At 56.3% G+C, this 18,611-nt stretch carries 17 protein-coding genes; 9 read left to right on the top strand and 8 right to left on the bottom strand.

What is annotated here, in order from left to right:
• Position 1: 1 nt before the first annotated feature.
• The 4 genes from Q8O73_RS08325 (at position 2) to Q8O73_RS08310 (ending at position 6,090) form a co-directional block, all read left to right on the top strand.
• Complete coding sequence (locus tag Q8O73_RS08325; RefSeq protein WP_305557430.1) at positions 2-1,933, top strand: ABC transporter ATP-binding protein; 1,932 nt, start codon at positions 2-4, stop codon at positions 1,931-1,933.
• Entirely contained in the window at positions 1,933-3,849 is a 1,917-nt protein-coding gene (locus tag Q8O73_RS08320; RefSeq protein ID WP_305557427.1) for an ABC transporter substrate-binding protein, read from the top strand. Before Q8O73_RS08325 ends, Q8O73_RS08320 begins: the two co-directional genes overlap by 1 nt.
• A gap of 73 nt (positions 3,850-3,922) precedes the next feature.
• Positions 3,923-4,921: an ABC transporter permease gene (locus tag Q8O73_RS08315; protein ID WP_305557423.1), complete on the top strand. Its 999-nt coding sequence runs from the start codon at positions 3,923-3,925 to the stop codon at positions 4,919-4,921.
• A complete protein-coding gene (locus Q8O73_RS08310) occupies positions 4,918-6,090 on the top strand; it encodes an ABC transporter permease (RefSeq protein ID WP_305557420.1) in 1,173 nt (390 codons plus the stop codon). The genes Q8O73_RS08315 and Q8O73_RS08310 overlap by 4 nt, the downstream gene beginning before the upstream one ends.
• Before the next feature lies 1 nt (position 6,091).
• On the opposite strand, the gene Q8O73_RS08305 is transcribed toward Q8O73_RS08310, so the two are convergent.
• Genes Q8O73_RS08305 through dusA form a run of 5 tightly spaced genes read right to left on the bottom strand, consistent with a single transcriptional unit; the run spans position 6,092 to position 11,692 of the window.
• Positions 6,092-7,270, bottom strand: a complete 1,179-nt coding sequence (locus Q8O73_RS08305; protein ID WP_305557417.1) for an MFS transporter — start codon at positions 7,268-7,270, stop codon at positions 6,092-6,094.
• Positions 7,271-7,305: 35 nt separating this feature from the next.
• The gene (locus Q8O73_RS08300; RefSeq protein WP_305557414.1) at positions 7,306-8,163 is read right to left on the bottom strand and encodes a class I SAM-dependent methyltransferase; all 858 of its coding nucleotides are present in this window, start codon (positions 8,161-8,163) and stop codon (positions 7,306-7,308) included.
• Positions 8,164-8,178: 15 nt separating this feature from the next.
• A complete protein-coding gene (locus Q8O73_RS08295) occupies positions 8,179-9,366 on the bottom strand; it encodes an MFS transporter (protein WP_305557411.1) in 1,188 nt (395 codons plus the stop codon).
• Positions 9,363-10,682: an FAD-dependent 5-carboxymethylaminomethyl-2-thiouridine(34) oxidoreductase MnmC gene (gene mnmC, locus Q8O73_RS08290; protein ID WP_305557408.1), complete on the bottom strand. Its 1,320-nt coding sequence runs from the start codon at positions 10,680-10,682 to the stop codon at positions 9,363-9,365. Before mnmC ends, Q8O73_RS08295 begins: the two co-directional genes overlap by 4 nt.
• Complete coding sequence (gene dusA / locus Q8O73_RS08285; RefSeq protein WP_305557405.1) at positions 10,679-11,692, bottom strand: tRNA dihydrouridine(20/20a) synthase DusA; 1,014 nt, start codon at positions 11,690-11,692, stop codon at positions 10,679-10,681. Before dusA ends, mnmC begins: the two co-directional genes overlap by 4 nt.
• 157 nt (positions 11,693-11,849) lie before the next feature.
• Here dusA and Q8O73_RS08280 point away from each other — a divergent pair, with 157 nt between their 5' ends.
• The 3 genes from Q8O73_RS08280 (at position 11,850) to Q8O73_RS08270 (ending at position 13,639) form a co-directional block, all read left to right on the top strand.
• Complete coding sequence (locus tag Q8O73_RS08280) at positions 11,850-12,206, top strand: ArsC/Spx/MgsR family protein (RefSeq protein ID WP_305557402.1); 357 nt, start codon at positions 11,850-11,852, stop codon at positions 12,204-12,206.
• Between the two features lie 11 nt (positions 12,207-12,217).
• Complete coding sequence (locus tag Q8O73_RS08275) at positions 12,218-12,901, top strand: HAD family phosphatase (protein WP_305557399.1); 684 nt, start codon at positions 12,218-12,220, stop codon at positions 12,899-12,901.
• A 363-nt stretch (positions 12,902-13,264) separates the two neighbouring features.
• Positions 13,265-13,639 (top strand): hypothetical protein, encoded by a 375-nt coding sequence (locus tag Q8O73_RS08270; RefSeq protein ID WP_305557397.1) that lies wholly within the window; start codon positions 13,265-13,267, stop codon positions 13,637-13,639.
• A 502-nt stretch (positions 13,640-14,141) separates the two neighbouring features.
• Here the strand turns inward: Q8O73_RS08270 and ggt are convergent.
• A complete protein-coding gene (gene ggt, locus Q8O73_RS08265) occupies positions 14,142-15,887 on the bottom strand; it encodes a gamma-glutamyltransferase (protein WP_305557396.1) in 1,746 nt (581 codons plus the stop codon).
• A 137-nt stretch (positions 15,888-16,024) separates the two neighbouring features.
• Complete coding sequence (locus Q8O73_RS08260) at positions 16,025-16,861, bottom strand: alpha/beta hydrolase (RefSeq protein WP_305557394.1); 837 nt, start codon at positions 16,859-16,861, stop codon at positions 16,025-16,027.
• Between the two features lie 188 nt (positions 16,862-17,049).
• Between Q8O73_RS08260 and Q8O73_RS08255 the strand changes: the two genes are divergently transcribed.
• Both Q8O73_RS08255 and Q8O73_RS08250 read left to right on the top strand, forming a co-directional pair.
• On the top strand, positions 17,050-17,715 hold the full coding sequence (locus tag Q8O73_RS08255; RefSeq protein WP_305557392.1) for a Crp/Fnr family transcriptional regulator: 666 nt from the start codon (positions 17,050-17,052) through the stop codon (positions 17,713-17,715).
• 240 nt (positions 17,716-17,955) lie between these two features.
• Complete coding sequence (locus tag Q8O73_RS08250) at positions 17,956-18,336, top strand: DUF423 domain-containing protein (protein ID WP_305557389.1); 381 nt, start codon at positions 17,956-17,958, stop codon at positions 18,334-18,336.
• 99 nt (positions 18,337-18,435) lie between these two features.
• Here the strand turns inward: Q8O73_RS08250 and rpmG are convergent, their stop codons facing one another.
• Positions 18,436-18,603, bottom strand: a complete 168-nt coding sequence (gene rpmG, locus Q8O73_RS08245) for a 50S ribosomal protein L33 (protein WP_305557386.1) — start codon at positions 18,601-18,603, stop codon at positions 18,436-18,438.
• Positions 18,604-18,611 lie beyond the last annotated feature (8 nt).

Genomic DNA, 18,611 nt, shown 5'->3' with positions numbered 1-18,611 from the left:
TATGGCCGACATTCTGCGCATCCGGGATCTGGAAGTCGAATTTGTCTTGCCACATATGCGGGTCAAGGCGGTGGACAAAGTCGGTTTCCGGATCGGGGCTCAGGAAACGGTCGCGCTGGTGGGGGAATCAGGATCGGGCAAAACCACCATTTCCCAAGCGATTATGGGTATCCTGCCCGATGCTGCGACGATTTCGGGCGGATCGATGATTTTTGCCGATCCCAAAACACCGGGCACCCGTGTCGATCTGGCGATGCTTGATCGCAAGGGGGCGGAAATGCGCGCCATTAGGGGCGGCCGCATTTCCATGATTTTTCAGGAGCCGATGAGTTCCCTGTCGCCGCTTCATACCATCGGTGATCAGATTTGCGAGGCCGTACGTCTGCACCGCAAGGTTGGTAACACCGAGGCCAAAGAACTGTCGGCAGACATGCTCGGTCTTGTCGGGTTTCCCGATCCAAAACGCGCCTTGCGCACTTATCCGTTTGAATTGTCAGGCGGGTTGCGGCAGCGCGCCATGATCGCGATGGCCTTGGTTTGCCGTCCAGCCTTGCTGGTGGCGGATGAACCGACCACGGCCCTTGATGTGACAATTCAGGCGCAAACATTACGACTTATCAAGGATTTGCAATCAGAGCTTCATATGTCGGTTCTGCTGATTACCCATGATCTTGGCGTCGTTGCCAATATGGCGGATCGCATGGTGGTGATCTATAACGGCCGGGTGGTCGAAAGTGGTCGGACCGAAGATGTGTTTCGCAATCCCGGTCATCTTTATACGCAATCCTTGTTGGCGGCGGTGCCGCATTTTGACATGCAGGCAGGCGAACGCCTGAAACCGCTGCGTGAAATCAAACCGCGTCTGGATGGCTTGTTGACTCTGTGTAGTGCGGACGGGACGGCGTCGGTCCCCGGTGCGCCGGAAACGATGTCACTTGCCTCTTACGGGCCAGGATCGGGCGAGGCGGTGCTGTCGGTTTTGCATGTGAATAAAAGTTTCGCCATTCGCAAAAGTGGCTGGTTCGGGATGGATCAGCAACGCTTTGAGGCGCTTAGCGACGTGTCGCTAACGGTTAATCGGGGGGAATGTCTGGGGCTGGTCGGTGAAAGCGGATGTGGCAAGACCACCTTGTCAAAGCTGATCATGCGGGCGATGGCTCCCGATAGCGGTAGCATCCTGTTTCGCGGCGAAAGCGGCCAGATGACAGAACTGACCTATCTGGATGAAGACCAGCTTGCCCCTTATCGCCGTCGTATTCAATTTGTGTTTCAGGACCCGTTCGGGTCGCTGAACCCGCGCATGACGGTGCAGGACATTATCAGTGAACCGATGCTGATCCACAATATTGGCGACGCGGATTACCGGCAACGTATGGTTCTGGAACTGATGGAGGTGGTCGGGCTTGATCCCCGGTTCCTCAACCGGTATCCGCACAGTTTTTCCGGCGGCCAGCGGCAACGGATCGGCATTGCCCGTGCCTTGTGCTTACGACCTGATTTGTTGATTTTTGACGAACCGACATCGGCCCTTGACGTATCGGTTCAGGCGCAGATTTTAAATCTTCTTAAAGATTTGAAAGATCAACTTAAACTGACTTATCTGTTTATTTCTCATAATCTGGCCGTGGTGGATTATATTGCAGATCGCATTGCGGTGATGTGCGCAGGGCGAATTGTTGAAACCGCCCCTCGCGAAGCTCTGTTTCGCGATCCGATCCATCCCTATACGCAGGCCTTGCTCAATGCGGTGCCATTTGCCGATCTGGATCACCCGCTTGATTTCTCAAAAATCGTCGAAGGCAAGGCCTCAAATCCCCGGTCATGGCCTGCACCTTTTACGATTGATAATTTGTCCGATCCTCGCATGGTTCAGCTGTCAGATGGGCATTTTGTTCGCATGACGCGCCCTGATTATCAGGAGATTGCCGTATAATGATGATGTTACCCCGCGTCAAAGACCGAATACGTCTTTTGGCCTGTTGCCTTGCCACGGTTATTTGCGGGCCTGTGATGGCGCAGGCAGCAATGGAAATTCCCTGGTTTGCCGACGATGTGGCGTCGGGAAAGCTGCCACCAGTGGCCGAACGCCTACCGGAAAATCCACGGGTGATTGATTTTGCGACTGAGGGGAAAACAACTGGCAAATACGGCGGCGATCTGTCCACCATCATGGGGCGGTCGCGCGATATTCGCATTTCGGTGGTTTATGGTTATGCCCGGTTGGTGGGTTATGATCAAAATCTTGATATCAAGCCTGATATCCTCGAATCCCTTGATGTGAACGAAGAAGGCAGCGTTTTCACCCTGCATATCCGCAAGGGCCATAGATGGTCGGACGGCCATCCCTTTACTGCCGAGGATTTCCGCTATTACTGGGAAGATGTGGTCAATAATGACGAATTGTTTCCGGTCGGCCCGCCTCGCTTTTTGATGGTGAATGGCCGCCCGCCGGAATTTGAGATTATCGACGATTTCACGGTGCGTTATAGCTGGGCCGAACCCAATCCGTTTTTCATCGCGGAACTGGCGGCGACCCGACCGCCTTTTATCTATCGACCATCGCACTATTTACGACAGTTCCACGAAAATTACCGTGATACCGCCGAGCTGAATGCGATGGTTTCGAAGCGGGGGTTGCGTAGTTGGGCGGTTTTGCATACCGACAAGGACGAACCCTATGACCTTAAAAACATCGAGCGTCCGTCGCTTGAACCGTGGCTGATCAGAACGTCGGAGCCATCGGACCGGTTTGTTTTTGAACGCAATCCCTATTATCACCGGGTCGATCCGGACGGCAATCAGTTGCCCTATATCGACCGGCTGATTTTCAATATTTCCAACACCAAACTGGTCCCGGCCAAGGTTGGCGCGGGAGAGGCGGATATCCAAAGCCGTATCCTGACGCTCAAGGATTATACCTTCCTGAAACAGGCGCAAAAAAATCAGTCCTATAAGGTCAATTTATGGGATGCCGGTTATGGGTCCTATGCCGCCCTTTATCCCAATCTGACGGTATCGGACCCGGTATGGCGCAAGGTGGTGCGCGATGTGCGATTCCGCCGCGCCCTGTCCCATGCGATCAACCGCACCGAGATCAACCGTGTGCTGTTTTTCGGGTTGGCGACGCCGACCAATAATACCATCCTGCCCAAAAGCCCGTTATTCAAACCGGAATATCGCAACGCCCATATCGAATTTGATCTGAAAAAGGCCAATGCGTTGCTGGATGAAATGGGGCTGGACCGACGCAATTCGGCGGGCATTCGCCTGTTGCCCGATGGTCGCCCGCTGGAAATCATCGTGGAAACAGCAGGGGAAAACCCCGAACAGGATGATATTCTGGAACTGATTTCAGATAGCTGGAAACAGGCGGGCATTAAATTGTTCGTCAAGGCGATGCAGCGCGAAGTGATGCGCGCCCGTGCCTATAGCGGCGAAACGGTGATGTCGATTTTCAGCGGTATCGATAACGGTTTGGCGACCCCGGCATCGGCACCGTCGGAATTTGTGCCGGTCAATCAGGACAGTTTGCAATGGCCCAAATGGGGCCAGTATTATGATACCAACCGGGCGGCGGGCGAGGCCCCGGATATGGACGAGGCCCGCGAACTTATGGCGCTATACGACGCCTGGCGGACCGGTAATGAACAGCAACGCAAGGATTCCTGGCAGCGCATCCTTGATATCCATGCCGAAAACATGTTTTCAATTGGTATTGTCGGCAATGTGCCGCAACCGGTTGTGGTGGATGAAAAGCTGCGCAATGTGCCGGAAAAGGGTATTCATAGCTGGGAGCCGGGGGCGTTTTTTGGCATTTATCGGCCTGATACCTTCTGGTGGGATCGCTAGGGATTTAAAATAAAGACGGGGGGCACGGCGCAAGGGGGCGTTGTGGATTTTGACTTAGGGGGAAAAACCGCCGATGCTGACCTTTCTGGCAAGACGGCTTTTGGTGATGATACCCACGCTGTTTTTCATCAGCGTGCTGGTTTTTGTTGTCATTCAATTACCGCCCGGCGATTTTCTGACCACCTATCTGAACGAATTGCAATCGCAAGGCGAGGCGGTGGACCCTGCCAAAATCGCCTATCTGAAACAGCAATACGGCCTTGATCAGCCGATGTATGTGCAATATTTCGACTGGGCGTGGGGATTGCTGCATGGCGATCTGGGCTTCAGTTTTGAATATAACCTGCCGGTAAGCGAGGTGGTCGGCGACCGGTTATATCTGTCTATGGTGCTGAATTTCAGTACGGTTTTATTCATCTATATCGTCAGTTTTCCCATCGGAATTTATTCCGCCACCCGGCAATATAGCTGGGGTGATTATGGTTTTACCCTGCTTGGGTTTCTGGGCCTTGCCATGCCCAATTTCCTCTTTGCACTGGTGCTGCTGTATTATGCCAATGTGGTGTTTGGCACTTCGATTGGCGGGTTGATGGACCCGGAATATATCAATGCCGCCTGGTCGTTTGGCAAGGTGAAGTCGGTGGTCGAACATTTGTGGGCGCCGGTGCTGGTGATTGGTACGTCGGGCACTGCCTCGATGATCCGGCGGTTGCGTGCCAATCTTTTGGATGAATTGTCCAAACAATATGTTGTCACCGCCCATGCCAAGGGCTTGTCGCCGGGGCGGGTTTTATTCAAATACCCACTGCGCATGGCATTAAACCCGTTCATTGCCGATATTGGCAATATTCTGCCACAGGTGGTATCGGGGTCGGTTCTGGTATCGGTGGTGATGTCCTTGCCGACAACCGGGCCGATGTTGCTGTCATCGCTGCAAAGTCAGGATATGTATCTGGCCGGGTCGTTCCTGATGTTTTTGGCGCTTTTGACGGTGGTTGGCATGTTTGTTTCTGACATTCTGCTGGCATGGCTTGATCCGCGTATCCGCTTTCAGGGAGGGGTATCGGAATGAGCCGTGAGACCCAAAACGCCAATAACGACCATTTCGTCGATACACAGCCCTTTGACCCGTGGGACAAGGAAGAACTGACGCCGGAACAGGAAAAATACTTTCTGGCCTCGCAATGGAAACTGATCTGGTGGCGGTTGAAACGCCACCGGCTTGCGGTGGTGTCGGGACTGATTCTGCTGGTGATGTATGTGTCGATCCTGTTTGTTGAATTTCTGTCGCCCTATGCGCAGGAAACCCGTAACAGTGATTTTATCCATCATCCGCCACAATCGATCCATTTGTTCCATGACGGATCGTTTATCGGGCCGTTTACCTATGGCACCGATTTTTCGGTGGATATGGAAACTCTCAAACCGACCTATATCGACGATCCCCAGAAAATCGACCGGCTGCGCTTTTTCTGTTCGGGTGATCCATACCGTTTCTGGGGTCTGTTTGAGGCCAGTTTGCATCTGGTCTGTCCGGCGGAAGGTGGCACGATGTTTGTGTTCGGCACCGACCGGCTGGGCCGGGATGTTTTGTCACGGATGATTTATGGCGCACGAATTTCCCTGACCATCGGGTTGATGGGCATTGCTGTCAGTTTTGTTCTGGGCGTGTTGATTGGTGGGGCGGCGGGGTATTTTGGCGGTTGGGTCGATTCCGTGGCGCAACGTTTGATCGAGGTGATCCGCTCCTTACCTGAAATTCCGCTCTGGATGGCTCTATCGGCGGCTTTGCCGGTAACATGGAGCCCGATTTTGATCTATTTCGGGATTACCATCATTCTGGGCCTGATTGACTGGACCGGGCTGGCGCGGGCGGTGCGGTCCAAATTGCTGGCGCTGCGCGAAGAAGATTATGCGCTGGCGGCACGCCTGATGGGGGCCAAGCCCAAACGCATCATCGCCCGCCATTTATTGCCAAATTTCGCCAGCCACCTGATCGCATCGGTTACGTTGTCGATCCCCAATATGATTTTGGGCGAAACGGCGCTGAGTTTCCTGGGGCTGGGACTGCGCGCCCCGATTACCAGTTGGGGTGTTTTGTTGAACGAGGCACAAAACATCAATGCAGTTGCCGTGTATCCGTGGCTGATGATCCCGGTTGTTCCGGTGATCATTGTTGTGCTGGCGTTCAACTTTTTGGGTGATGGCTTGCGCGATGCGGCCGACCCGTACAAGAATTGATTTAAGCCGTCTTGTAACGCGCCATCTGGCGCAGGGACGGGATCAGGGCCAGTGCGCAAAGGGTAAGGCCAAACCCGCAAACCATAGGCCATCCGCCGTGATTCCAGGAAAAATTGGCCCCGGCTGATCCGAAGGAGCCGCCCAGAAACATGCCGGTCATATAGACGGTGTTGATGCGGTTGCGGGCCTCGGGCACAAGCCCGAAAATCAGGTGTTGATTGGAAATCATCGCAAAGTTCAGACCGAAATCAAACACCAGAACGCCCAGCGCAAGGCCCGGTAACGCGCCCCATCCCACAAACACCAGCCATGCCGCAATGCTGACGACAACGCCGACAACCACCACGCGGGTCGGGCCATAACGATCGGCCAGCCTGCCCGAAAGGGGGGCTGCCAGAACGCCAACCGCCCCCAGAACGCCAAACATCCCGGCAATATCGGCACCAAGCCCATAGGCTGGACTTTGCAGATGCAGGGCCAGAATCGTCCAGAATGCCGAAAAGGATCCGAACAAGGCGGCTTGCGTCAGGGTGGCGCGGCGCAAGGCTGCCTGATCACGGCAAAGCTGTAATACCGATAACAATGCCTCGCCATAGCCGATGGCGGTTTTCGGTTTGTCGCGAGGCAGCATCACCGCCATCAGAATGGCGGCCATGATCGCAACCGGGGCGGAAATCCAGAACATTTCGCGCCAGCCCAGATGGGTAGAAATAAACCCGGCCAGGGTGCGGCTCAGCAAAATGCCACAAAGCAAACCCGCCATCACCGTGCCGATGGTTTTACCTCTGCTTTCGGGGCGGGAAAGAGTGGCGGCAAAGGGCAGGATCTGTTGCGCGACTGTTGCCCCGGCCCCGACCAGAAGCGATACGGCAAACAGAATGACGGCATTTGGGGCGGCTCCTTCGATCAGAAGGACAACAGCCAATAGCAAAAATTGTCCGACAATCAGTTTGCGCCGGTCAAACAGATCGCCCAGCGGTACCAGTAAAAACAGGCCAATGGCATAGCCAAGCTGCGTTGCCGTCGGGATCAGGCCGGCCACATTGCTTTGGCTGAAATCGGCCATGATGATGCCCAGCATCGGCTGATTGTAATAGATATTGGCAACCGCAAGCCCGGCAGCAATCGCCATGACAAAGGTGAGGCCGCGGCCAATCCCCGCAGGGGTAGTTTGTGACATCCGGAAAATCCCAAATAAACGACGGTGATACGGTGTTATTTCCGGCGCAGCCACAGGCTGGTTTCAAGGGCACCGTCCGGTAAATGAATGGCGGGGGCGATGCTTCCGGCCAAAAGGTTCACCAGACGGGTTTTGGCATAATGACTGGACCACAGCACCTCGAACCCGCCCCCGGCGAGCAGGGCAGCGACACCCTGTTGTTCGTTATAACCGCGCCAATGCCAGATTTCCGGGTAATCATCGGGCAGGGTGATGTCGTGAATGTGCAGGATCGTGCCGCCGGGCAGGGTTGGGATCACTGATGAAAACAGCATATCGACATCGGTTCCGGGCATCAGGATGTGGCTGCTGTCAATCGACAGAATATCCGCCCCGGCAAGGGTTTTGAAAATTGCCGGATCGGCTTTTTGCACGATATTGCGCTCAATCGTGATCGGCAGGGCGGCAATATCGGCGCGGGGGGCTGGATCAATGGCATGAAAAACGGTTTCAAGTTCCCCGTCGCAGATCGCCTTGTAATAAAACCGGGTTGAATGGCCAGACCCGATTTCAACAATCCGCCGGGGGCGAAATTCGCGCGTCATGACATAGGCCATCATGCCATCAAGGCGCGGAAACCATGATTGTTGCCAGCGCGGATCGGGCGGGGATGCGTTATCGAAACCGGCAAAAACATCCTGATAGCTCCCGGCTTTGGAAAGCCATGCCTTCATGGTAGGGGCCGCCTGATCCATAAGGGCTTCAATCGCCGGATAAGACGGACGGCCAACGGCCTGCGCGGTTTCGGCGGCATAACGATAGGGAATGAAATACCCGGCAGGTTTACGGCCAAACAGGGTTTGCAGACCCAGTTTCCAGCGGCGCAGTTTTTTGGCAAAGGCAATCCGGGTCATTACTTATCCAAACATCTATCCGGCACTTAAAATCGGTTTTTCGTCGCGCCAGCTTTTACCAAGCCAGATGGCAAAGCCAAGGGCGATGGCGGAAAAAACAGTCATGGCATAATAGGCATGTGATCCGAACGCACCATAAAGCGGCCCGGATGCCCAGACACTGCCGCCCAGAAACAACCCCATCGACAGCGTTGCCATCAGGCTTTGCGCCGATGTTGCCATTTGCGATGGCACAGCACGGGCGATAAAACTGATGGCGGCAAGGTGGGTAATGCCAAAGGTCGCAGCATGAAGCGGCTGCACCAGCAAGATCAGCCAGAATTGATCGGTACTGCCCAGAACGGTCCAGCGCAGTAATCCGCCCATTGCCCCCAGCGCAAACAACAATCCGGGATGACAGGTGCGGACATATTTCCCCGCGACCGCAAACAGCAGGATTTCCGCCATCACACCCACCGACCAGAACAGGCCGATAATATCATGCGAAAATCCGACATTTTCCCAATGGACCGAGGCAAAACTGTAATAAGTGCCGTGGCTGGCCTGGGCAAAGCCGATACAGCCCAGATAAATCAGAAAAACCGGATTGCGCAGCAGATAAATCAGCGACGATCCCCGGCGCAGGGGGCGGTCGGTTTGCGGGTTGGGCATGCGGGTGATGATGGCAAAATTGATCAGTCCGGCAAGGCAGATCAGCCAGACGATGATATCGCTGCCGACACTTTCCAGAATCCAGCCTGCGCCATAGGACGCGGCAATAAAGGCCAAAGATCCCCAAAGCCGCACCCGGCCATAATCAAGGCTGTGGCGTTTGCATTCATGCACCGTGATCGTGGTGCCCAAGGGCAATAAGGGCGCAAAGGTAAAACCGACAATCGCCGACAATCCGGCCAGAAACCAGAAATTGTCTGACAGCGGAAAGGCCAGAAAAGTCAGAACATAAATCCCCGCCAGCCACAGCATCGGCGTTTTACGATTGCCCGACTGATCGGCATGTTGCCCGATCAGGGGATCGGCAAAAATCCTGATCCAGCTTGGCAGGGACAGCAAAATGCCGATTTCACCGGCAGTTAACCCCTGATCCTTTAACCACACCGGCCAATAGGGCAAAAACACCCCCTGCACCAGAAACAGCCCGACAAAAAACAGGGCAAGAATCAGGGCGGCATGGGTGCGGTTATCGGGATCGGCGGGATGGCTCATGATGCAATCATTCCGCGTTTCAGGCCACGAATGATAAAGCGGGCCGGATGGATGGCGTCAAGAACCGGTGTTGGCAAGGTTGCTGGCATGGCACATATCTGGCTGGCGATGATATCGGCGGCAAGCGGGGCGGCGATCATGCCACGCGCCCCGAACCCGGTACAGATATACACGCCTTTGTGGTACGGCGCATCCTGATATCGCGCATAATGCCGCCCTTTGTCCAGATCGGGATAGGCGGCAAGATAACCATCATAATCCGGGGCCGGACCAATCAGCGGTAAATGATCCGGCGTGGTGGTGCGCAAGGCGGCCCGGCCGGTCAAATCTTGTGGGGTCATTTTGGCGGCGAGATCGGGCAGGATGGCGGCCAGTTGCGCCAGATTGGCGGTATGATCTTCGTCGCGCAGTGCCGTATCGCGATCATCGCGGTCAAAGGTCGCGCCAAAAACATGCCAGCCATCGCGCGCCGGAGTCAGATAACCGTCATGGCTGAGCACACAGTCAATCCGCGCACCGGGCAGGGCGGATGCAAGGGCCTGTTCGGAAAAACAGGAAATCTGGCCACGCACAGCCACCAGATAGTCCGCCAGCCACCGGCTTTGCGCAAAATCTGCCGTTTCCATCGCCCCGGCAAGGATCACCGCGCCGAACGGGCCCCGCGCTGTTCCCGCTGTATCCTTCAGGGTGATGGCACCGCCGCCGTCGCGGGCAATGCCGGTAATATGGGTATCCGGGTGATAATCCACGCCCCGACACAATGCCTTGCACAGGGACGGCGGATTGACCCATCCCGCATCGGGAAAAAACAGCCCGCCGGTCGGCAGGGGCAGGCCAAACAGCGCGCTGGCCGCGTCGGCATTAACAGGACGCACGAGATTATCAAGGGCGGGCAAGCGCGAGATCAGGGCATTTTGCCGTTCGGCATCGCGGTTGTTTCCGGCCAGCGTCAGAACCCCGCAAAAACCGGCTTCGACCCTGCCTGCCTGATGCATTTCTGCAATCTTGCGGGTGGAAAAACGGTATCCGGCCTCGTAAAACTGTCCGGCAAGGCTGTTGTTGACGGTCAGATACGGTTCCAGCATGCCAATCGGATTGCCCGATGCTGCCTGTGCCAGATCGTGATTTTTTTCAAACAACGACACCCCGATGCCACGCCTTTGCAGCGCATCGGCACAAGCCGCCCCGGCAATGCCGCCGCCAATCACCGCCACATCGCCGTATTGTGTGCCAAGGGCAGGTGCGGCAGCAAACCACGGCCTGTCTTTCGGCTTTTTGCTCGGATGGGCGGGCGGGGCAGGCCGGTCTGGCGTCATGCGCTTAAAACCTGCCGGTCCTCTGTATCGGTTGCCGGGGCGGGGTCGATCATGTTCAGGGCTTCGCGTACCACATCGGCCCCGGCCCCCTTGCGATGGGCGTTTTCGCTCAGATACCGCCGCCATTGTTTGGCACCGCGCATCCCCTGAAACAGGCCCAGAATATGCCGCGTCACATGGGCCAGATTGCCGTGGCCTTCGGCAAGATGCGTTTCGATGTAGGGCAGCATGTCTTCTATCACCTGATGGCGGCTGCGCGGGGGGGCGGTATCGCCATAAAACCGCCGGTCCACATCGGCAAGGACATAGGGGTTGTGATAGGCCTCGCGCCCGATCATCACACCATCGACATGGCGCAGATGGTTTTCGGCCTGATCCAGCGTTGTGATGCCACCATTGATGATGATTTCAAGTTCCGGCAATTCCTGTTTCAACTGATAGACCAGCTCATAACGCAACGGCGGAACTTCGCGGTTTTCCTTGGGCGACAGGCCTTTGAGCCACGCCTTGCGGGCATGGATGATAAAGGTTTTGCATCCGGCATCGGCCACGGTTTCGACAAAGCGTTTTAACGACGGGTAATCTTCCTGATCATCAATGCCGATGCGGTTTTTTACCGTTACCGGGGCGGTGCTTGCGGCGATCATTGCCCGGATGCAATCGGCCACGGTATGCGGTTCTGCCATCAGGCAGGCGCCGAAGGCGCCATTTTGCACCCGGTCGGACGGGCAGCCGCAATTCAGGTTGATTTCATCATAGGCAAAATGATTGGCACTATCGCAGGCGCGGGCCAGATCATCGGGGTTGCTGCCACCCAGTTGCAGGGCAACGGGATGTTCGGCGGCATCAAACCGCAAATGCCGTTCCGCCCCGCCAAACAGGATGGCCCCGGTCGTCACCATTTCGGTATAAAGCACCGCCTGCCGACTGATCAGCCGCAAAAAATAGCGATCATGCCGGTCCGTCCAGTCCATCATCGGGGCGATGGAAATGCGGCGGTTGACAGTCATATAGTGCGGTTCCTGAAACTGTTTCGTTATCACGGGGTTGCCGTTTTCAAAGCGGGGTCTTTATATATCTTCCTCGTCTGGTGTGCAAACATCGTCCGGTAGCGGATCGGCATGGCTGCCCCGCAGAAGCAAGCACGAAGCAAATACAGGAAAGTTCATGATCACGATTTACGGCATCAAAAACTGCGACACGGTGCGCAAGGCGTTGAAATGGTTTGAGGCCGAAGGGGTGGAGCATCGTTTTCATGATTTTCGTGTCGATGGCATAACGCCCGCGGTGATTGCCGGGTGGCTGGACGAGGTTGGCGGGGCGGTTCTGATCAATCGGCGCGGGCCGAGTTACCGGAACCTGTCGGATGCCGACAAGGCGGTGCTGGAGCAGGGGGATGCGCAGGCTGCGGCGGCGGTTCTGGCGGCGAATCCGACCGTGATCAAACGCCCGGTGGTGGATTTTGGATCGGTGCGGGTTGTGGGTTGGGATGATGGAAAATGGTCGAAACTGGCCGGATTGTAAGGAAAATCGGAATGGATGTTGCAGTGGTAAAACCGGTAGTGCGTGGTGTGATTTTTGATTGCGACGGTGTGCTGGTTGATACGGAAAATCTCGCCAATCAGGTTATGGTTGATCTTTTGCGCCAGAACGGATGCAACGTAACGGCCCGGGAAACCCACGATCTTTTCATCGGGGGGACGCTTGCCCTTGTTGCCCCCACGATCGCCGAGAAATTTGGTGTGATCCTGCCCGATGGCTGGGTGGATGAATGTTACACCCGGACTTTTGCCGCGTTCGAGCGTGACCTGCAACCGATTGCCGACCTGCCGGTACTGCTTGATATGCTTGATGCGAACGGAATTCCGATGGCGGTCGGCAGCAACGGCCCGCATGACAAGATGAAAGTGTCCCTTGGCAAGGTTGGGTTATATGATCGCTTTGCCGGGCGGATTTGTTCGGCGCGGGATGTTCCCAATCCCAAACCCGCCCCGGATGTTTTTTTGTTGGCAGCGGAAAGGATCGGGGTCGCGATTGAAGATTGCGTTGTGATTGACGACAGTGTGGCGGGGGTGACGGCCGGGGTGGCGTCGGGGGCAACCGTGATTGGCCTTGTTGACCTGACCCCGGCGGAAATTTTGCAGGGGGCCGGGGCGCATTATGTGGCGCGGGATCATGATCATTTGCATGATCTGCTGGCGGGCTGGTTGAACCGATAGGCAAAACGGGCCGGGATATGCTTGGCCCGTCAACTTATTGGTTTTAAAGTATTTTAGATCGAGCGGCGGCACACATACAAAGTTTTTTCAGATTTTTTGAAAAAATTCTTGCTTTGTTCTTTTCACTGTGGCATAACAGAAAAGTCAAGGGGATAAATCCGCCCGGACCGAAACCCGCAAAGCCTTATGCTTTGCGGGTTTTTGCGTTTGGGCCAGAGGAAAGAAATGATGATGCAGCGATACATTGACAGACAGATCGAAAGGCGACCCCGCAGGATCACGACCGGCAGGTGGAAAAGTCATTACGGTGGCCCTGCGCGGGTCCGCTAACCCGGCCATTTGTCAAGACGCCCGAGTTGCGTCTTGTCGGTGGCAGTCCTGCCCGGATCGGGGCGGGAGCCATCCGGCATTGCCGGGGTGGCTGGAGCGGGTGGTGGGTCCGAAGGTGGCCTGTTGGCGAAGCTGGCAGATACCCGGCGGCTGTCTGGATTCCGCGTTCGCGGGAAGGGCGGTTTTGGGGTGACGGCTGCCCGAGGTGCGTCTTGTGCTTGGCCGTGTCTGCCCGGATCGGGCGGGAGCCATCCGGCATTGCCGGGCGAGTTGCCCGGCGGGCGGAGGCACGAGGTTTGTCCGGTCTTGCCCGGTTCCCGTGATGACGGGAAAGGCGGGCCCTGGCTGGATTGCGGCTTTGTCGCCACAGCCCCGAAAGCGGGGGCATTTTGCGGCGGGTTCGGTTAACGCGGGGCGAAGGTCCGGCGGTGGAAAGAGTTCCAAGCCTGCATTTTCGGATGCGGCTTGTGAGGCAGACGGGGGTATGGGCGCCATATCAAGTACCCCTGATGGAGCCTCGCCAAAGTCCCACGGGGGTAGTCCGTCTTGTCTGCATCGGTCCTGCCGGGTTGGCGATTCGGGGGCTGTCACAGCCGTTATTTGGCGGTTTTCCGGGGCGGAAGGGTGTGATGCAGCAACTTTAGCGGTTGTTTTCAGGGATCATGATTGATTACTGAAAGCGAGTCGGCGAGGCCAGATTTTTTGATTTCATTAATCGGGTGTGCTCATTGAAATGACAAGGCGCAAATATACCAGATCATTGAGATCAAGGCAGGAAGACGGAACCCGTCAAAAGATCATGGAGGCGGCATTGGAGCTTTACGGTCTTTGCGGCTGTCCGGTTTTCGTGGTTACGGGAAGGCGGGTTTTGGGTGGGGAGTGCCCCAAATGACCCAAAACCCAAAAGATGTCATTCCCCGATCACCAGACCTTCGCGCCGTGGATCGGCCCCGCCGATCAGGCCGTTTTCGGTGATTTCGATGATATGCAGGCCCGAATTAAGGTCCGTGACATTGGTTTTAAAACCCATCGCGGCCAGTTTCGGGGCAAGGTCAACATCCGGGGTGCCTGCCTCCAGATCGTAGGGGCCAAAACGGTTGACCCGGCGTGGCTGGTTGATGGCCTGTTGCGGGTCCATCTGCCAGTCGATCATCGCGATCAGCGATTGCGCGACATAGCCGATAATGCGCGATCCACCCGGCGACCCGGCGGCAATGACCGGTTTGCCATCCTTCATCACGATGGTCGGGGCCATCGAAGATCGCGGGCGTTTGCCCGGTTCGACCCGGTTGGCGACGGGCACGCCATCGGCATGGCTTTCAAACGAAAAATCGGTCAGTTCGTTATTGAGCAAAAATCCCCGCACCATCAACCGCGAGCCAAACCCGTTTTCAATGGTGGTGGTCATGGAAACAACATTGCCCCAGTCATCGACAATCGAAAAATGGCTGGTGCTGGGAAATTCGATGGAGGTGTCATCGGCAAATCGCGCAGCATGGGTTCGGGGCGGGTTGCCCGGTTGGGCATCGGGCAGAGTAGTGGTGCGATCGAGCAACCTGGCCCGGTCGGCAAGATAATCCGGGTCCAGAAGCCCGCGCACCGGCACATCGACAAAATCGCTGTCGGCGATGTAACGGCCCCGGTCGGCAAAGGCAAGGCGCGAGGCATCGCCGATCAGCCGCCAGCTATCGACGGAATCCGGCCCCATTCCGGCAATGTCATAAGGTTCGATCAGGCCCAGAATTTGACCGACGGTCAGACCGCCTGATGACGGCGGACCCATGCCGCAAACCTCATGGGCGCGATAGGATGCACAGACCGGTTGACGTTCGATCACCTGATAACCGGCCAGATCATCTGTTGCCAAAAGGCCGGGATTGCCGGTTGCGCCCTGAACCTTGGCGGCAATCGCATGGGCGATGTCACCGTGATAAAAGGCATCGACACCATTTTGCGCCAGATCGCGCAGGGTCGCGGCATAGTCCGGATTGTGCAGCAATGTTCCGGCGGGCAAGGGATTGCCATCCGCACCGAGAAAATAGGATGCCGCCGCCGGGTCGGTTTTAAGGCGATCCACATCATTGGCAATCAGCCCGGCCAGACGCGGTGAAACGGAAAAGCCCAGTTCGGCCCGTTCAATCGCCGGGGCCAGGAGGTTTTGCCATTGCATCTGCCCCCATTTCTGATGGGCGGTCGCCATCAGCATCGGGGTGCCCGGTGTTCCGACCGACCGGCCACCAACCACGGCATCATAAAATTTCATCGCCTCGCCGCTGGCGGTTTGAAACAGGGTGTCGGTTGCCGCCATCGGGGCGGTTTCGCGGCCATCCAGCGTGGTCAGGGTGCCGGTGCGGGCATCGTAATAAACCAGAAAGGCGCCGCCGCCGAGGCCCGATGATTGTGGTTCCACCAGCCCGAGCATGGCCTGTACGGCGACCATCGCATCAATCGCATTGCCGCCCCGCGACAAAACATTCGCCCCGGCCTGTGACGCCAGCGGATTGGCGGTGCTGATCATCCAGTTTTGGGCGCGCACGGCATCGGTGCGTTGTGCCAGGCCGGTTGTGCTTTCGGGGGATATGGCATCTGTCGTTTGTTGGGCCGATACCGCCGGGCCAAATGCCATGATCGCACTTATGGTTACGGCAAGCCGCATCGCAAGGGGATATCCTGAGTTTGTCATCGAAGCCCACCTTATGTCAGTATTGTTCTTTGTTCCCGTGATACGGGAACATTGCCTGCCATCCTGTTTTACGCAGGTTTGGGGTGCAAATGAGGCAGCATCATCGCGGTTCAGGCGGCGGATTGTTTGCCTGCTGTTTTGCTTTTGTCCGCGACATTGACATGCAGCCAGTCAATTACGGCATCGGCGGCCTGTTGCCAGTTGGTATCAAGCATCATGGCGTGCGCGATATCATCCAGAATCAGACAATCGGCATGATAGCGCAGGGCCGTGGTGTGGACCAGTTCACTGGGGATGATTTCGTCATTGCGCGCCCCCAAAACCAACATCGGCGGGACATCGGTGGGGGACAGGAAAACCGGGTTGGTTCCCATCATATCCATCAGGGCGCGGTGGCTTTCGGTTTCAAGGCGGCCAAAATAGATCATGCCGTCATCCGATGCGACATCGGCCGATAACATCGCCCGGCCCAGTTTTTCGCGCAAAAGGGTATGGGGGCCAATTGCCTGAAGCCAGAACATCTGCAAATACAGATCGGGATTCGACATCGCCATCATCGCATTGCTGGCGATCAAGCCTTCGGGCGGCACGGATGCCATCAGGACCGCAGCCCGTGCATGGTGGGTTTCCAGATATTTCTGAACGATATAACCGCCCATCGAATGACCGATCAGGATGGGTTCCTGTCCCAGTGTTTCGACAACGGTTTCCAGATCGGCGACATAATCGTCAATAGAGGCATGATTGCGCGATTCGCGCCCGCCGCTGCCGCCATGACCGCGCAGGGAAAAGGAAACGGTTTCAAATCCCTGATCGGCAAAATAACTGAGAAAATGTTCGTTCCAGCACCATGCGCCGGTAAAGGCCCCGTGGACCAGCACGACCGGGGCCTTGCAATTGCTTTTCCCGGTTGGGTTGCGACGAAATATTTCCAGTTGAGGTGTCATGGCAGGCCTCCTGTGCGGTGGCGTCAGATATCTGTCTCATAGGACCATAACATGCTTTTACCTTGTTGGCATCTGTGGTTGCGATTGTCAGCTTGCGTGGTTTTGCGTATGTTGGTGCGATCATGGGGAACGAAAAACAAAAACAAGACCAAACAACTGAAAAGCCGGGGAAGATGTTGGGGTTATCTGTGGTCGGAATTTTATCCGATCTGAATGAATGTGAGCTGGCCGATGTGAACCGGCATGTGCGACGTCGCAAATTCCAATCCGGGATGGAAATCATCGAACCGGAATCGGACAGTTCGGACGTTTTTCTGATTTTGTCGGGCAAGGTGCGGGTGGTCAATTATTCGATTTCGGGCCGCGAAGTCACGCTGGAAGAAATTGATACTGGTGGCTGCGTCGGGCATCTGGCCGCGATTGACGGCCAGCCGCGATCAGCCTGTGTTCTGGCTGTCGGCCTGACCGAGGTCGGTGTGCTGAGCCCGGCCAGTTTTGAGACCGTGATCAAGGAACATCCAACGGTGGCGTGGCGGGTTATTCAGGAACTGGCGCGCATTGTGCGCAGTTCGACCCGGCGCATTGTCGATGTCAGCACGCTGGGGGCCAATGAACGGGTGGTTGCCGAAATTCTGCGCTGTGCGCAACAGGCAGAACGACCCGATGGCAGTGCCATGATTTCACCCGTGCCGGTGCATTCCGATATTGCCGGGCGCGTCAGCACCTCACGCGAAACAGTTGCCCGTGTGCTGGGCAGTCTGAGCCGTCAGAAACTGGTCATAAAAACCGAAAAGGGCCTGCATGTTCCCGATTTGCAGCGGCTGGAAGCGATTTTGTCGCACGGGTTTGACTGATTTTTGGCAAATTCGGTGTTTTTTCAGCCTGTTGTGACGGTTGTCACAGGCGTTTGCGCCCCGGGTTTCTATAAGGGGGATGTTGTTTGGCCCTTTATGAGGCTGGGCACATCTCCCCCAAGAGAGTTTACTGGCCGCGCTGCAATGCGCGGCCATTTTTTTTGCGCCAGATCATGGTGTTTTCATGGATTTGTCCATAGGATCGCCGGAAAACCGGTGATGATGACAAAGGATCAAAACATGCGCGTATCATTAATTCTGGCCGGGCTGAACGGGGCCATGGCAGTCGGGCTGGGGGCGTTTGCGGCCCACGGCATGGCCGGTGTCGAAATGGATTACGCCCGTGGGCTGGTGGAAAAGGGCGCACATTATCAATTGATCCATGCGGTGGCCCTGACGGCGGTTGCGGCCCTTTACAGTGCCATGCCCGGCGGGCATCTGCTGCGCTGGACCGCAATGGCATGGGTCGTGGGCATCGTCTTTTTTTGTGGATCGCTTTATGCCATCGCCTTTAGCGGCATTGCGGCATTTGGCATGGTGGCCCCGGTGGGTGGGACGGCGTTTATCATTGGCTGGCTGTTACTGGCGCTGACCGGGTGGCGGCATGCGCGCCTGAGGTGATCGGCATCGCAAAATGCGGACATAAAAAAGACGTGACCCGAAAGGCCACGTCTTTTTTAATCTCGTCGAAACCCAGCCAGCCCCGAAGGGCCGGGTGAATTACTTCATTTTCGCTTCTTTGAACACGACGTGCTTGCGCACAACCGGATCATATTTGCGAAACTGGAATTTCTCAGTGGTGTTCCGCGGGTTCTTCTTAACAACATAGAAGTAACCGGTTTCTGCGGTGCTCACCAACTTGATGAGGATCGAAGCGGGCTTCGCCATATCTCTGC

Origin of the sequence: Thalassospira sp. (genome assembly GCF_030690045.1) — a bacterium.
Lineage (GTDB): Bacteria > Pseudomonadota > Alphaproteobacteria > Rhodospirillales > Thalassospiraceae > Thalassospira.
This window is presented reverse-complemented; position numbering and strand designations above follow the sequence as displayed.

What these genes read in the sequence shown, in the direction of transcription:
- Q8O73_RS08325 (WP_305557430.1), top strand. Translation starts at nt 2, where the DNA reads ATGGCCGACATTCTGCGCATCCGGGATCTGGAAGTCGAATTTGTCTTG.
- Q8O73_RS08320 (WP_305557427.1), top strand. Translation starts at nt 1,933, where the DNA reads ATGATGATGTTACCCCGCGTCAAAGACCGAATACGTCTTTTGGCCTGT.
- Q8O73_RS08315 (WP_305557423.1), top strand. Translation starts at nt 3,923, where the DNA reads ATGCTGACCTTTCTGGCAAGACGGCTTTTGGTGATGATACCCACGCTG.
- Q8O73_RS08310 (WP_305557420.1), top strand. Translation starts at nt 4,918, where the DNA reads ATGAGCCGTGAGACCCAAAACGCCAATAACGACCATTTCGTCGATACA.
- Q8O73_RS08305 (WP_305557417.1), bottom strand. Translation starts at nt 7,270, where the DNA reads ATGTCACAAACTACCCCTGCGGGGATTGGCCGCGGCCTCACCTTTGTC.
- Q8O73_RS08300 (WP_305557414.1), bottom strand. Translation starts at nt 8,163, where the DNA reads ATGACCCGGATTGCCTTTGCCAAAAAACTGCGCCGCTGGAAACTGGGT.
- Q8O73_RS08295 (WP_305557411.1), bottom strand. Translation starts at nt 9,366, where the DNA reads ATGAGCCATCCCGCCGATCCCGATAACCGCACCCATGCCGCCCTGATT.
- mnmC (WP_305557408.1), bottom strand. Translation starts at nt 10,682, where the DNA reads ATGACGCCAGACCGGCCTGCCCCGCCCGCCCATCCGAGCAAAAAGCCG.
- dusA (WP_305557405.1), bottom strand. Translation starts at nt 11,692, where the DNA reads ATGACTGTCAACCGCCGCATTTCCATCGCCCCGATGATGGACTGGACG.
- Q8O73_RS08280 (WP_305557402.1), top strand. Translation starts at nt 11,850, where the DNA reads ATGATCACGATTTACGGCATCAAAAACTGCGACACGGTGCGCAAGGCG.
- Q8O73_RS08275 (WP_305557399.1), top strand. Translation starts at nt 12,218, where the DNA reads ATGGATGTTGCAGTGGTAAAACCGGTAGTGCGTGGTGTGATTTTTGAT.
- ggt (WP_305557396.1), bottom strand. Translation starts at nt 15,887, where the DNA reads ATGCGGCTTGCCGTAACCATAAGTGCGATCATGGCATTTGGCCCGGCG.
- Q8O73_RS08260 (WP_305557394.1), bottom strand. Translation starts at nt 16,861, where the DNA reads ATGACACCTCAACTGGAAATATTTCGTCGCAACCCAACCGGGAAAAGC.
- Q8O73_RS08250 (WP_305557389.1), top strand. Translation starts at nt 17,956, where the DNA reads ATGCGCGTATCATTAATTCTGGCCGGGCTGAACGGGGCCATGGCAGTC.
- rpmG (WP_305557386.1), bottom strand. Translation starts at nt 18,603, where the DNA reads ATGGCGAAGCCCGCTTCGATCCTCATCAAGTTGGTGAGCACCGCAGAA.